The sequence below is a fragment of the Pseudomonas sp. IT-P253 genome (assembly GCF_949768125.1).
Classification (GTDB): Bacteria; Pseudomonadota; Gammaproteobacteria; order Pseudomonadales; family Pseudomonadaceae; genus Aquipseudomonas.
In genome coordinates this window covers 80,713-93,300 of record NZ_CATKPT010000009.1, presented here as the reverse complement: position 1 = coordinate 93,300, position 12,588 = coordinate 80,713, and the positions used below count along the sequence as shown (strand labels likewise).

Here is a 12,588-nt window from a genome sequence, read left to right as displayed (position 1 = left end):
TAGGATCGATCTCAACCCGACACGAAACCCCGTATTGGAGGGACGAATCATGCTGATCCATCTCCTGACCTGCCTGGCCCTGACGGCCGTCACGTTGAGTGTGTTTTCCTGGTTCGTCCTGACTGAGGAACACGCATCATGATCCACACTGTCAGCCTGGCCGTGAGCTTTGCGGTATTCGGCACCAATTACTACTCACAGCCATTCGAGTCTCGCAAAGTGTTGACGCTGGTGTTCGACGACACGTTCGAAGCGATGCTGATACCGGCAGCCGACCACCACTTCACCAATGAAGTCGTCGGGCTCAATGATCAGTTTCGTTTTTTGAACGATGTACTGGCTGAGCATTTGCTGGACACTGAACAGGCTCAGCGCAACGACCGTTCGTCCGCCATTTCGTCAAGACTTTTTAATCACTGATTCAAAAGCCCTCGTGACTTATCGACTCTCCGCTGCGGTGGCGACGTTTCGATCCGTTGCTACGAAGTCCGCCAATCGCTGGATGAGATCATGACCGTCACTGAACATTTGCTGCCAGTCAGTGGGAAAGCGAACACTCAATGGCAGTTGATCGATTCTCCAGCGCTGCGTCAGGGGTTGGTCAAACTGGGCGGCGACCTGCAGGCCCATCTCGCTGGCAGCGAACGGCCCTCGCAACACCGTCGGCGTGCGACCGGCGCTGTCCACTGCCTGGACGACATGCGCAGTCAGCCACTCGCCATTGGGCATGCGAACGCGCAACGGTTGGCCAACAGAGGCATAGCTGATGTTCAGCGGTTCCAGATAAATCCACAGCAGGGGCTCTTCCACCCGTTCGAGGCGCATTAACAATGTGCCGGCGCCGACGTTTTCGCCCGGCGTCACCAACACTTCCGCAATCCGCCCGCTCTGCGCCGCCTTGACCGACAACGCGTCGAGGCGCGTTTTCAACCACTGCTGCTCGGCGTGCTGTTGAACAAGATCTCGTTCAACGCTCAAGGGTGACTGATGAGCCTGTTGCTCACGCTGCTCGAACGCCATCAAGTCCGCTTGAAAGGCATCGCGTTCGGATTCGGCTGCCAGCACTTCACCCGGAGAGACGGCGCCTCGTGAGACAAGGTCTTGAAGCGTCCTCACGCGCTCCCCCGCCCTGCCCACTCGGGTCTTGAGCAATTGACGCTCCTTGCCACTCAAAACGGCATTGGTGGCGGGCATCTTGCTCACCGGCTGCACTGCGAGTTGCGCGAGTCGGGCACGCCATTCCGGATTGTCGAGATTGACCAACGGTTGATCGGTCCGCACCTGATCACCGGCCTTCACAAAAAGCTGCTCGACCCGACCGGCATCCCGCGCCCGCACTTCAAGAATCGGCAGGCGCAGCTGCGCCGGTGCGTCGATCATCAGCATGCCGTAGACCAGCTTGCCACCCAGCCATATCAACGGGCTCGCGACCAGCAGCAGGATCAAGTACCAACGCACGCGAAACGCCATGCGCTTGCCCGGAGCGTAGAGCACACTCAAGCCCTGCTCCTGAGTCGGGTTGAGTTCTTTGCGACTATCGAAACGAATCTTCATCACGGCTCACCGTTTTGGAAAATCTCGCCAGGCTTGCCAGTCGATGCCGGCAATCCCTTGTGGTTGCAGCTGTTCGCGCCAGGCACTGTTCTGGCGTTGCAACTGCTCAGTCGACGCGCCGGCCCAAGATTCGGTGGCATCCAATTGCGGCTCGGCGCTTTGCGCCAGGCGAAATTGCAGATCAGGCCAACGTTTGGCGATCTGCTCTGCCATTCGTGCGCTGTTTTTCGGGTTGCGGGTGTAAATCATCAGGCTGACCTGGTGCACACCTGCGCCGGGAAGCGCACAGGGCACACAGGTTTGTCCGGGTTTGGCCTCGGCGAACCAGCGATGATGGCTGGAAATCTCCACTGGCCACGGGCTCTCTCGGGAGGCCATACGCAAAGTGTCGAGCCAGTTCTGCAAGTTCTGATCCGGAACGGGTACGCCCAACTGCTCGACCTCCAGGTCCAGGTGCAGACTGACGAAGGGAAGGCCTTTGAGTTTCGCCAATAGACGGGTGAGCTGATCGCGCTCTTGCGGCTCGATCCAGGCCGAATCGCCGAGCAACAGGCTCACTTGCAGTCCCTGACCGGCTGCTTCCTGCAGCAATTGCCCAAGCTGTTGACGCGTCGTGACCAGGTCACTTAACTGGGTGGCCTTGAGGCCAAGGTAAATCTTGTCCATCCCGGCTTTACGCAGTGCCGCCAGTTCCGCGGCCCGCTGGCCGGGATCGAGCAACGCTTCGCTGTCCCAGACATAACTGGCCTGGGACCATTTGCCCGATTGCGCCGCCGCCAAAGGTTGCGCGATCAGCATCGCAGCGGGTATCGCCAGCGACAGGGCCAGCAGTATTGAACGCATATCAAAACCTCGTGGCGCGTTTGAGCACCCACCAGGGCGCCATCGAGCTTTCTTCATGGCCCCGACGAAATATTTCATTGAGCATGGCCACTGCGCTCCAGCACCGCAGCACCAGCATGAACAGCGGGAAAAATGGCACCAATAATCCCAGGATCATGTCCTCCCGAGGTCGGTCCGACACCATCATCAACATGGCGCCGAACAACACCATAGTGATGATCAGGTACAGCATGTAAATCAGGACAAACAGGAACAACAACGTGGTGCCCGGCAGAATAAATAGCGCCAACAACGTGTAACTGAAGATGATGAAGGGCAGTACCAACTGAAAAAAGAAGCCCGTGACCAGGATCATCAGAAAGGTTGGCCAGCCCAGTAAATCGGGGTTGATGTTGCGGTTGTGCTTTCTGACGTACAGAAAAAACAAATCGCCATCCCACCGCAGGCGTTGCATCAGAAACTGACTGAGCGTCGCCGGTGCATCGGTATGCCCGATAGCTTCCGGCTCGAAAGGAATCTTCAGGTTGTGGCGTTTGAAGTAACTTTTGATCCGCAGCGTCAGGTCCAGGTCTTCCGCGGTGTGAGTGTTCCAGCCACCGATTTTCACCAGGAAACTACGGCGAAATGCCCCAAATGCTCCCGAGACGTTATTGACCAGGTTCCACTCGGCCAGCCCGATTTTCGACATATGGATCGACAACAGGTATTCCAAAGCCTGCATCGCAGTCACCCAGGAGGACCAGACATTGCGCACCCGCAGACTACCGGCGACCGCCGGCACCGAGGGGTCCTCGAAATGCCGCACGATGGCGCTGACCATATTGTTGTCGAAGGACGTATCACCATCGAGTGCCATCACGATTTCACCCGTGGCAAGCGACAGGCCGGCATTCAACGACGATACCCGCCCGCCCCGCTGCCATTTGGCGATCGGGCGCAAATGACGCCTGGGGTACAACTGCGGGTCCACGTTAAAACTGCGAACGGCGCTGAGCGTCGGCTGATTTATCGTGGCCCCGTCCACTACCGGGATCATCTCGATGTGCCCCGGGTATGTCTGTTCGCACAGGCTTAACAGCGTGGTCTGTACATCCATCCCTTCGCTGTAACAGGTGATGATGCAAGAGACTCTGGGCCGATACAGACTGATTGTTGGCACAGCGGTGCGACGGCGTGCAAACCAGCGCAACACACCCAGCATCACGATGATCAGCATGGGTAATTCAAAGATTATGAACGACGGAAAAAGTATATAAAACAACCGGCTCAGACCATCCGGCCCGGCAAATCCGCCGATGGCGGTGTAGAGTTGTTCCATTAAAGGGTTCATGGCGTTTCACACCAACTCACTGGCGAGACGGGCCAGTAGTAATTCACCATTTTCCTGATCGCGAAGATCGTCGGGCGCAGTGATACTGACGACCTGCAGGGTAATATCACTCACCTCCGGTGAGGAAAATAACTCGGCGACCCGGCTCAAACGTTGTTTGACGCATTCCAGTCCCTTGCGATCGGTATGCGGAAGCATGATCCAGAAGAACTCTTCTGTGCTTCGAGAACAGCGGTCCGTGTCCCTGACGGTTTCCTTCATGCGATCGGTCAGGCTATCGATGAAGGCATGGCCGCGGTGTTCACCGAGACGAGCCAAGGTACTGGTCAGGTTGAAGAAGCGTAGGCCGATCAGTGAGAAGGCTGGCTCCGGGTAGCGTCGTACCAGCTGGATCTGCCAGCTCAGAAGATCATAAAAATCCTTGCCGCCTAATAGATTGAGTCGACCGAAGTGCTGAATCGATCGCTCACCGAACTCCTGGCGACAACGAAAACGTCCTGCCTCGGCCAAACGGAAATCCCTGACTTCGCGTACTCGCAACTTGTCGGGCGCGTGGGACAAGCCGCAGTCCAGGCAGCGTGCCTGTACGTCGGCATCGACAAAAAACGCCTGGCATGACCGGCAGCGATAGTTCTCCATAGGACGATCGTAATCAGTCCCGATATGGCGCAACCGGTTCAAACAGTTGGGACACAGCAACACGCCGTCTTTGAGAAACGATTCCTGCGGCCCCACATGACCACAGGTAAAGCAGTGCAGCGAAGGCTGCCGGGAAATGTCCAGGGCCTGACATTCGGCACACACATCGACGTAATTGAGCCGGCCCGAACCGCAGTTTGAACAGAGGCGAACGCGATCAACCAGCACCCCCTCATCCAGCCAGTCCTGCTGCACCATCAAACCAAGCCAGACAAACGGGTTGATTTGCTCGTTATCCGCCAGGGCGTCCAGCAACGGATAACGATAATGCTGAGGCACTTCCGGGTCTCGCAGGGCATAGACATAGGCGTTGTCGCGCAACCACAACCAGGTGAGCACCCGGCTTTCAAAACGCTCGGGGGCGGCCGCCTGCTTGAACAGCTTGAAGCGTTCTTGCCAGATACCCCAGAGGGTTTTTATTTCATTGGAATCAAGAGGGCACGCACCGTCACCCAAAGCCTCACACCAGCCATTCTGATCGCGGCAGCAATAGATGAGGGCGTACCGATACGCGGGAATCGAGCGCAGTTTTTGAAGGACTCGCCCTGCATAAGCTGCTGGCATGTCAAGCAGCACTACATCCGACGCGGCGGCGGCTAACAAGCTGCCGAGATCGGCAAAGTATTCAAGCTCCGGAAGATTCAAGGATGGAACTTTACTACCAAGTATCGCAATCCGGGGACTTGAAGTTGTCATGAGTCTCACCCCTATAGACAGACTGTGTATTTATTCGAATAAGAACCCTAGCACTACGACGGGAAATTGCACCCCTTATTTTGATGTAATTTTTTTATACGACGAACGCAACATATCGACTGAATGAATGCTGAGTCAGAACACATTATCACAACACCAATAAATCAGTTATTTTCCTTATACTTCATAGTCATATGAAACTAAATTCAGCAACTACAGCAGCTAAAATACTGGCCTTTTAATTGCTTTACGCCATACACGATTACTTGCAGAAAAAAAACATAGAACTTGCCAATACCTTGCGACCCCCAAGAAGTTCAAATTTTTTTTATAACCAAATCACTTATTGCTAACTCAGATCACATACAAACATACATTCCAGTGTTACTCATACTTTACACTTACTGAATAAATATACAGAGAGGCTTTATACCACTTTAAAACCGAGTGCTCTTCTCAGAACAAACATCACGTAGACAACCGCGCAACCATTGATGGGCGGGATCTGCATCCAGCCTCGGGTGCCACAGCATCGCCACCGTGAACATCGGCAAGGAAAACGGCAGCGCAAAGCTGTGCATTCCTGCCCGCAGGCTCTCAGTATGGCGCTCGGGCACGCTGGCGATCAGGTCGGTAGCCCGGGCGAGCGCAAGCGCTGTTGAAAAGCCGGCAACAATGGTCACGATGTCCCGCGTCAACTCAATCGCTTCAAGCGCTTCATCGACAGGCCCCTTGTCGAGCCCCCGCCGAGAGACGCTGATGTGACTGCCTGCCGCATAACGGGCAGGCGTGATCTCGCCCTGGCTCAGCGGGTGGCCGCTTCGCACCACGCCGACGAAGCGGTCGCGGAACAAGCCCTGCGTGCGCAATTCCGGGCCAGCAGCCTTGCCCACGACCCCCGTTTCCAGGTCGACCGTCCCGTCACGCAGTGCGGTGCTGTCCTTGTCAGGCTTGTGCATGAAGCGCAGCCGCACACCCGGCGCTTGCTCGTTGATTCGAGCAATGAGCGCCGCACCGAAATTCTCGACGAAGCCTTCACTGGTACGCAGGGTAAAGGTGCGCACCAACTGTGTGAGGTCAGGCTGTTCAGCGGGGCGCAGAACCGCTTCTGCGTCCTGCACCAACTGGCTGACCCGCTCGCGAAGTCCGAGCGCTCGGGGGGTCGGCACAAGGCCTCGCCCGGCTCTGACCAGCAGCGGATCTCCCGTCGTCTCACGCAACCGCGCGAGTGCCCGGCTCATCGCCGACGGACTCAGCCGCAAGCGCCTGGCGGCACGGGCCACGCTGCCTTCGGCGAGCAGCACATCAAGGGTGACCAGCAAGTTGAGATCAGGAATGGACATCGCGCACTCGCAGTATTTTGATAGGGCGTTTGACGCACGAATAGAGTGTGAGTGGTGCGTCTTCCGCCATGTTAGGCCTGGGGGTAGATTTCTGATAGCTCCGCTTCGGGGGTTGCCAGAAAAGAGGGACACGATGAAACCAACGATTGCTCTAATGGACAGCGCGCCAGCGATTCCTTCGGTACGGTGGGCGCTGGCCAGCCTTGCGTTATCGATGTTGCTGTCCGCACTCGGCACCAGCATCGCCAATGTGGGTTTGCCGACCTTGGCCCAGGTCTTTCACGCCTCCTTCCAGAACGTGCAGTGGATTGTGCTGGCGTATCTGCTCGCCATTACCACCCTGATTGTCAGCGTCGGTCGGCTCGGCGACCTGACGGGCCGTCGTCGACTGCTATTAACCGGGATCGGCGTATTTACGCTGGCTTCAGCGCTTTGCGGTTTCGCGCCCACCCTCGAACTATTGATTGCGGCCCGGGCGCTGCAAGGGCTCGGCGCGGCAATCATGATGGCGCTCACCCTGGCGTTTGTCGGCGAGACGGTGACAAAGGAGAAAACCGGCAGCGCCATGGGTTTGCTGGGGACAATGTCGGCGATTGGCACCGCGATGGGGCCATCGCTCGGCGGCATGCTGATCAGCGGATTCGGCTGGCGGATGATCTTTTTGATCACCGTACCTCTGGGTCTGTTGACGTGGGTGCTCGCGCGTCGCTATTTGCCCGCAGATAACCAAAAGCCCAAGACCGATCGTGCCGGCTTCGACGGGCTGGGCACGCTGCTGCTGGCGTTGACGCTCGCGGCGTATGCGCTGGCCATGACTGTCGGGCGCGGCAGTTTCGGGGCGTTGAATGTTGCGCTGCTGGGCGCGGCGTTTCTGGGCGTCGGCCTTTTCATTTTCACCGAAGGGCGCGTCGCGTCGCCGTTGATTCGCATGGCGATGTTTCGCGACCCGGTGCTGAGCGCGAGCCTGGCCATGAGCACACTTGTTGCGACGGTGATGATGGCGACACTGGTGGTCGGCCCCTTCTATCTTTCCCATGGGCTCGGGCTCGATGCCGTTCTGGTGGGCATTGTCTTGTCAGTCGGGCCGTTTGTCGCGGCGCTGACCGGTGTGCCCGCAGGTCGTATTGCCGACCGAGTGGGCGCCCGGCGCATGACACTCGTCGGGCTCCTCGCCATGACCGCCGGCTGCCTGACATTAGCGGTACTGCCGGAAACGTTCGGCATCGGCGGCTACATAGCACCCATGGTCGTCGTCACCCTCGGCTATGCCCTGTTCCAGACCGCCAACAACACAGTGGTGATGGCGAATGTTCAGCCTGAGCAACGAGGCGTCGTCTCGGGCCTGCTCAACCTGTCGCGCAACCTGGGGCTCATCACCGGCGCCTCCGCGATGGGCGCGGTGTTCGCCTTCGCCTCGGCGACGGCCGATATCACCAAGGCGCGGCCGGAAGCCGTGGCCAGTGGAATGCGCATGACCTTTGCGGTGGCATTGACGCTGGTGTTGATTTGCATTGCCTGCGCCACCTGTAGGCGTACCGCACCTGGAAGTGATTGAAGCGAACCTGCGGACGATGACGTTTACAGCAGGCGCCCGCAGCCCTCAATAGCCTGTTGTACTTGTCCTCTGCGTCAATGCGGTTTTCCAGCTCATCCACGAATCCCTACGCCTCGTTTTGATATGTTTTTTTTCATAATATTGATTTATGAAATAATACGTGTCATTTATAGCCACACAAAATCATCCGGACAGATCCACCTCGCCAGATCGGACGGCCAGTACCTGTACCCCTGAACGCCCCCCAAGGAGTCAACAATATGAACAAGACCGAACTTCTAGGTGCCCTGGCACTGTGCGCCGCCAGCTTCCTGGCCCAAGCCGACGAAGGCAGCCTGCGTATCGGTATCGAAGCCGCCTACCCGCCCTTCTCTTTCAAGACACCGGAGGGCAACGTCAGTGGTTTCGATTACGACATCGGCAACGCCTTGTGCGAAGAGATGAAGATCAAATGTGAGTGGGTCATTCAAGAGTTCGACGGCATGATCCCGTCGCTGAAAGTGCGCAAGATTGACGCGGTGCTGTCGTCGATGTCGATCACTGAAGACCGCATGAAGTCGGTCGACTTCAGCAAAAAGTACTACCACACGCCGGGCAAGTTCGCGATGAAGGCCGGTAACGTGCTGAACGATCCGCTGGTTGATCTCAAAGGCAAGAAAGTCGGCGTGCAACGCTCCTCGACCTACGACCGTTTCGCCACCGAGCAGCTGGAGAAAGCCGGGGTCGAAGTGGTGCGCTACGGTTCACAAAATGAAGCCTTCCTTGATCTGGCATCGGGTCGCCTGGACGCCACGCTCGCCGACATCGTCAACACCGATGAGAGCTTTATCAAAACGCCGGCGGGCCAGGGTTTCGCACTGGTCGGACCGGACATCAATGACCCGAAATACTTCGGCCGAGGCGCCGGGATCGCGGTGCGCAAAGGCGACAGCGCGAACACCGCTCGCCTGAACACAGCGATTGACGCCATCCGCGCCAATGGCAAGTACCAACAAGTGATGGCCAAGTATTTCGCCTTCGATATCTACGGCGAATAAACGCCTGCCCGCAACCCTGTGGCGCCGCCTCCTTGCGGCGCTCGCTTGAGGAACTTCACCATGCTTCACGGCTACGGATCGAGCATTCTCGATGGCGCCTGGCTGACCGTAAACCTGGCCCTGACCTCCATGTCCCTGGCGATTGCGCTGGGGCTGATCGGTGCCGCCTTTCGTTTGTCGCCGCTCAAATGGCTGGCGATGCTGGGCGAAGGCTATACGACCCTGATTCGCGGTATTCCCGACCTGGTACTGATTCTGCTGATTTTCTACGGCGGTCAGGACCTGGTGAACCGCATTGCCCTTGCGCTCGGTTACACCCGTTACATCGACATCAATCCCTTCATCGCCGGCGTCTGCACCATGGGCTTCATTTTTGGTGCCTACCTGTCGGAGACGTTTCGTGGCGCGTTCATGGCGATTCCCAAGGGCCAGGCCGAGGCTGGCGCGGCGTATGGCATGAGCGGCACGCAGGTGTTCTGGCGGATTTCGGTGCCGCAGATGATTCGTTTTGCCCTTCCCGGGTTCACCAACAACTGGCTGGTGCTGACCAAATCCACCGCGCTGATCTCGGTGATCGGTTTGCAGGACATGATGTTCAAGGCCAAGAACGCAGCGGACGCTACCCATGAACCCTTTACGTTTTTCCTCGCCGTGGCGGCGCTTTATCTGATGCTGACCAGCCTGTCATTGCTGGTGCTGCGCTATCTGGAAAAACACTACTCGGTCGGCATCAAAGCCGCCGAATTGTGATGGGGAGCTGACCCATGATTCTCGACTACAACCTGATATGGGAAAACCTGCCGCTGTATTTCAATGGCGTGCTGATCACCCTCAAAGTCCTGCTGATCTCACTGGCGTTTGGTCTGGTGCTGGCGATTCCGTTGGCGCTGATGCGGGTGTCCCGATCCCCGCTGATCAACTTCCCGGCCTGGCTTTACACCTACGTGATTCGCGGCACCCCGATGCTGGTGCAATTGTTCCTGATCTATTACGGGTTGGCGCAGTTCGCAGTGGTACGCGAAAGCGTGCTCTGGCCATACCTGTCCAGTGCAACGTTTTGTACCTGCCTGGCGTTTGCGATCAATACCAGTGCCTATAGCGCGGAACTCCTCGCCGGCAGCCTGAAGTCCACGGCCCACGGCGAGATCGAAGCCGCCAAGGCCATGGGCATGTCGCGCTTGACCCTGTACCGCCGCATTCTCCTGCCGTCGGCCTTGCGCCGGGCACTGCCGCAGTACAGCAACGAAGTGCTGATGATGCTGCAAACCACCAGCCTGGCGTCGATCGTCACGCTGGTGGATATCACCGGCGCCGCGCGTACGGTCAGTTCGCGGTTCTATCTGCCGTTCGAGGCGTTCATCACGGCCGGCCTCATCTACCTGGTCCTGACTTTCATCCTGGTTCGTCTGTTCAAGCTGGCCGAGCGCCGTTGGTTGGCGTACCTGGCACCGCGCAAGCACTAAGGAGTTTTATGAAGCACATTCAATACCTTTTGCCGTGGAGTGCCTTGGGCACTGAACGACAGCTGTCGCTGTTTCGTTTTGGCAGTGGACCACGCAAGGCGTATATCCAGGCCTCGCTGCATGCCGACGAACTGCCGGGAATGCGCGTTGCCATTGAGCTCAAGCGCCGATTGCGTGAACTGGAAGAACAAGGCCGCCTGAGCGGGGTGATCGAACTGGTGCCGATGGCCAATCCGATCGGTATCGCACAGATGTTCCAGGCCACCCATCAAGGTCGCTTTGAGTTTTCCAGCGGCAAGAATTTCAATCGCGACTTCCCGGAGCTGGTCGAAGCGGTGGCGGCACGTCTGGAAGGTCAACTGGCAGACGATGCCGACGCCAACGTTGCCCTGATCCGCCTCGCCATGGGCGAAGTCCTCAGCGACTTGCCGGCACCGGCATCGGAACTCGAGGGTCTGCGCCGTTTGTTGATGCAGCATGCCTGTGACGCGGATGTGGTCCTGGATCTGCATTGCGACTTCGAGTCGGTCATGCTGCTTTACAGCATGCCGCAAAACTGGCCACGGTTAGGCTCATTGGCCGCGCGCCTGGGCGCCGATGTTGCGCTGTTGGCCGAAGCTGCGGGAGGCAATGCCTTCGATGAAGCCTGCGCGATCCCCTGGTTGCGACTGGCCGAGCGTTTTGCGCACGCCAATATTCCGCTGGCCTGCGTAGCCACCACCATCGAGTTACGCGGGATGGCCGACACCGAAAGCGAGCCATGCCTTGACAGCGCTGAGGCCATTCTCGGCTATCTCGCCGAACAAGGCCTGATCAGCGGTGACTGGCCGGTTGCGCCACCCTCCCGCTGTGAAGCGACGCCGTTCGCCGGTGCGCAGTACGCCTATGCGCCGCACCCGGGCGTGGTGAGTTTTCTGCAACCGCTGGGGGCACGGGTAAAGGTCGGTGATCCCCTGTTCGAAGTGATTGATCCGCTGAACGATCGGCACAGCGTGGTGCGCGCCAGTACCGACGGCATTCTCTACGCCCGCGAACGCCTGCGCTTTGCCCAGCCCGGTTTGTGGCTGGCCAAAGTGGCCGGCAGCACCCCTATTCGCCAAGGCCGCTTGCTCAGCGACTGACTCCAGAGAGTTGAAACCATGTACAAACTTGAAATTCAGAATCTGCATAAAAGCTACGGCACCCACGAAGTGCTCAGGGGCGTGTCGCTGGAGGCAAAAGCCGGCGACGTGATCAGCATCATCGGCTCCAGCGGCTCGGGCAAAAGCACCTTTTTACGCTGTATCAACCTGCTGGAGCAGCCCAACGCGGGCAACATTGTGCTCAACGGCGAGCCACTCAAGTTGGTGACCAACAAACTCGGCGGCCTCAAGGCTGCCGACCCCAAGCAGTTGCAACGCATGCGTTCGCGGTTGTCGATGGTGTTTCAGCACTTCAATCTGTGGTCGCACATGAGCGCCCTTGAAAACGTCATGGAAGCGCCGGTGCATGTGCTGGGCATAGGCAAGAAAGAAGCCCGGGAAAAGGCCGAGCATTACCTGAACAAAGTCGGCGTGGCGCACCGTATGGAGGCCTATCCGGCACATATGTCCGGCGGCGAGCAGCAGCGTGTGGCGATTGCCCGTGCACTGGCTATGGAACCCGAAGTGATGCTGTTCGATGAACCGACTTCGGCACTCGATCCCGAGCTGGTCGGCGAAGTGCTCAAAGTCATGCAGGACCTCGCACTCGAAGGCCGCACGATGGTGGTCGTGACCCACGAAATGGGGTTTGCCCGCGAGGTATCGAACCAACTGGTGTTCCTCCATAAGGGCCAGGTCGAAGAACGTGGTGACCCACGTGAAGTGTTAGTCAAGCCACAGTCCGAGCGTCTCCAGCAGTTCCTGGCCGGCAGCTTGAAATAATCCGGTTGGTCTGCGTTCGGCTACTGTAGGAGCGAAGCTTGCTCGCGAAGAACGATAACGCGGTGTGTCAGAACTGACGCCTTCGCGGGCAAGCCTCGCTCCTACAGTAGCCGAACGCAGGCTTCGCCAGCTGCTACAAGGTATGTGTTGTGGCTGAAATTGCT

General features: G+C 58.0%; 12 protein-coding genes. 7 read left to right on the top strand and 5 right to left on the bottom strand.

The features are described 5' to 3' along the window. Window positions 1–138: 138 nt before the first annotated feature. The gene (locus tag ACM6IR_RS05180; protein WP_414906693.1) at window positions 139–420 is read left to right on the top strand and encodes a hypothetical protein; all 282 of its coding nucleotides are present in this window, start codon (window positions 139–141) and stop codon (window positions 418–420) included. An 18-nt stretch (window positions 421–438) separates the two neighbouring features. Here the strand turns inward: ACM6IR_RS05180 and ACM6IR_RS05175 are convergent, their stop codons facing one another. The 5 genes from ACM6IR_RS05175 to ACM6IR_RS05155 all read right to left on the bottom strand — a co-directional run bounded on the left by ACM6IR_RS05175 (window position 439) and on the right by ACM6IR_RS05155 (window position 6,465). Further along, a complete protein-coding gene (locus ACM6IR_RS05175; RefSeq protein ID WP_414906692.1) occupies window positions 439–1,554 on the bottom strand; it encodes an HlyD family secretion protein in 1,116 nt (371 codons plus the stop codon). Between the two features lie 6 nt (window positions 1,555–1,560). Beyond that, a complete protein-coding gene (locus ACM6IR_RS05170) occupies window positions 1,561–2,397 on the bottom strand; it encodes a hypothetical protein (protein ID WP_414906691.1) in 837 nt (278 codons plus the stop codon). A gap of 1 nt (window position 2,398) precedes the next feature. Beyond that, the gene (locus ACM6IR_RS05165) at window positions 2,399–3,727 is read right to left on the bottom strand and encodes a glycosyltransferase family 2 protein (protein WP_414906690.1); all 1,329 of its coding nucleotides are present in this window, start codon (window positions 3,725–3,727) and stop codon (window positions 2,399–2,401) included. 6 nt (window positions 3,728–3,733) lie between these two features. Next, window positions 3,734–5,122, bottom strand: coding sequence for a diguanylate cyclase domain-containing protein (locus ACM6IR_RS05160; protein WP_414906689.1), 1,389 nt, complete (start codon window positions 5,120–5,122; stop codon window positions 3,734–3,736). 437 nt (window positions 5,123–5,559) lie between these two features. Further along, window positions 5,560–6,465 carry a LysR family transcriptional regulator gene (locus ACM6IR_RS05155; RefSeq protein ID WP_414906688.1) on the bottom strand — a complete coding sequence of 302 codons (906 nt, stop codon included), beginning with the start codon at window positions 6,463–6,465 and terminating at the stop codon, window positions 5,560–5,562. 133 nt (window positions 6,466–6,598) lie between these two features. Here ACM6IR_RS05155 and ACM6IR_RS05150 point away from each other — a divergent pair, with 133 nt between their 5' ends. The 6 genes from ACM6IR_RS05150 to ACM6IR_RS05125 all read left to right on the top strand — a co-directional run bounded on the left by ACM6IR_RS05150 (window position 6,599) and on the right by ACM6IR_RS05125 (window position 12,424). Next, on the top strand, window positions 6,599–8,020 hold the full coding sequence (locus tag ACM6IR_RS05150) for an MFS transporter (RefSeq protein ID WP_414906687.1): 1,422 nt from the start codon (window positions 6,599–6,601) through the stop codon (window positions 8,018–8,020). 260 nt (window positions 8,021–8,280) lie between these two features. Beyond that, window positions 8,281–9,057 (top strand): ABC transporter substrate-binding protein, encoded by a 777-nt coding sequence (locus ACM6IR_RS05145; protein ID WP_414906686.1) that lies wholly within the window; start codon window positions 8,281–8,283, stop codon window positions 9,055–9,057. Window positions 9,058–9,117: 60 nt separating this feature from the next. Further along, window positions 9,118–9,807: an ABC transporter permease gene (locus ACM6IR_RS05140; RefSeq protein ID WP_414906685.1), complete on the top strand. Its 690-nt coding sequence runs from the start codon at window positions 9,118–9,120 to the stop codon at window positions 9,805–9,807. Window positions 9,808–9,821: 14 nt separating this feature from the next. Continuing rightward, on the top strand, window positions 9,822–10,520 hold the full coding sequence (locus ACM6IR_RS05135) for an ABC transporter permease (RefSeq protein WP_414906684.1): 699 nt from the start codon (window positions 9,822–9,824) through the stop codon (window positions 10,518–10,520). 8 nt (window positions 10,521–10,528) lie between these two features. Next, window positions 10,529–11,641: a succinylglutamate desuccinylase/aspartoacylase family protein gene (locus tag ACM6IR_RS05130; protein ID WP_414906683.1), complete on the top strand. Its 1,113-nt coding sequence runs from the start codon at window positions 10,529–10,531 to the stop codon at window positions 11,639–11,641. Window positions 11,642–11,659: 18 nt separating this feature from the next. After that, window positions 11,660–12,424 carry an ABC transporter ATP-binding protein gene (locus tag ACM6IR_RS05125; RefSeq protein ID WP_414906682.1) on the top strand — a complete coding sequence of 255 codons (765 nt, stop codon included), beginning with the start codon at window positions 11,660–11,662 and terminating at the stop codon, window positions 12,422–12,424. The last annotated feature ends 164 nt before the right edge of the window (window positions 12,425–12,588 follow it).

What these genes read in the sequence shown, in the direction of transcription:
- ACM6IR_RS05140 (WP_414906685.1), top strand. Translation starts at nt 9,118, where the DNA reads ATGCTTCACGGCTACGGATCGAGCATTCTCGATGGCGCCTGGCTGACC.
- ACM6IR_RS05155 (WP_414906688.1), bottom strand. Translation starts at nt 6,465, where the DNA reads ATGTCCATTCCTGATCTCAACTTGCTGGTCACCCTTGATGTGCTGCTC.
- ACM6IR_RS05180 (WP_414906693.1), top strand. Translation starts at nt 139, where the DNA reads ATGATCCACACTGTCAGCCTGGCCGTGAGCTTTGCGGTATTCGGCACC.
- ACM6IR_RS05150 (WP_414906687.1), top strand. Translation starts at nt 6,599, where the DNA reads ATGAAACCAACGATTGCTCTAATGGACAGCGCGCCAGCGATTCCTTCG.
- ACM6IR_RS05145 (WP_414906686.1), top strand. Translation starts at nt 8,281, where the DNA reads ATGAACAAGACCGAACTTCTAGGTGCCCTGGCACTGTGCGCCGCCAGC.
- ACM6IR_RS05160 (WP_414906689.1), bottom strand. Translation starts at nt 5,122, where the DNA reads ATGACAACTTCAAGTCCCCGGATTGCGATACTTGGTAGTAAAGTTCCA.
- ACM6IR_RS05135 (WP_414906684.1), top strand. Translation starts at nt 9,822, where the DNA reads ATGATTCTCGACTACAACCTGATATGGGAAAACCTGCCGCTGTATTTC.
- ACM6IR_RS05125 (WP_414906682.1), top strand. Translation starts at nt 11,660, where the DNA reads ATGTACAAACTTGAAATTCAGAATCTGCATAAAAGCTACGGCACCCAC.
- ACM6IR_RS05130 (WP_414906683.1), top strand. Translation starts at nt 10,529, where the DNA reads ATGAAGCACATTCAATACCTTTTGCCGTGGAGTGCCTTGGGCACTGAA.
- ACM6IR_RS05175 (WP_414906692.1), bottom strand. Translation starts at nt 1,554, where the DNA reads ATGAAGATTCGTTTCGATAGTCGCAAAGAACTCAACCCGACTCAGGAG.
- ACM6IR_RS05165 (WP_414906690.1), bottom strand. Translation starts at nt 3,727, where the DNA reads ATGAACCCTTTAATGGAACAACTCTACACCGCCATCGGCGGATTTGCC.
- ACM6IR_RS05170 (WP_414906691.1), bottom strand. Translation starts at nt 2,397, where the DNA reads ATGCGTTCAATACTGCTGGCCCTGTCGCTGGCGATACCCGCTGCGATG.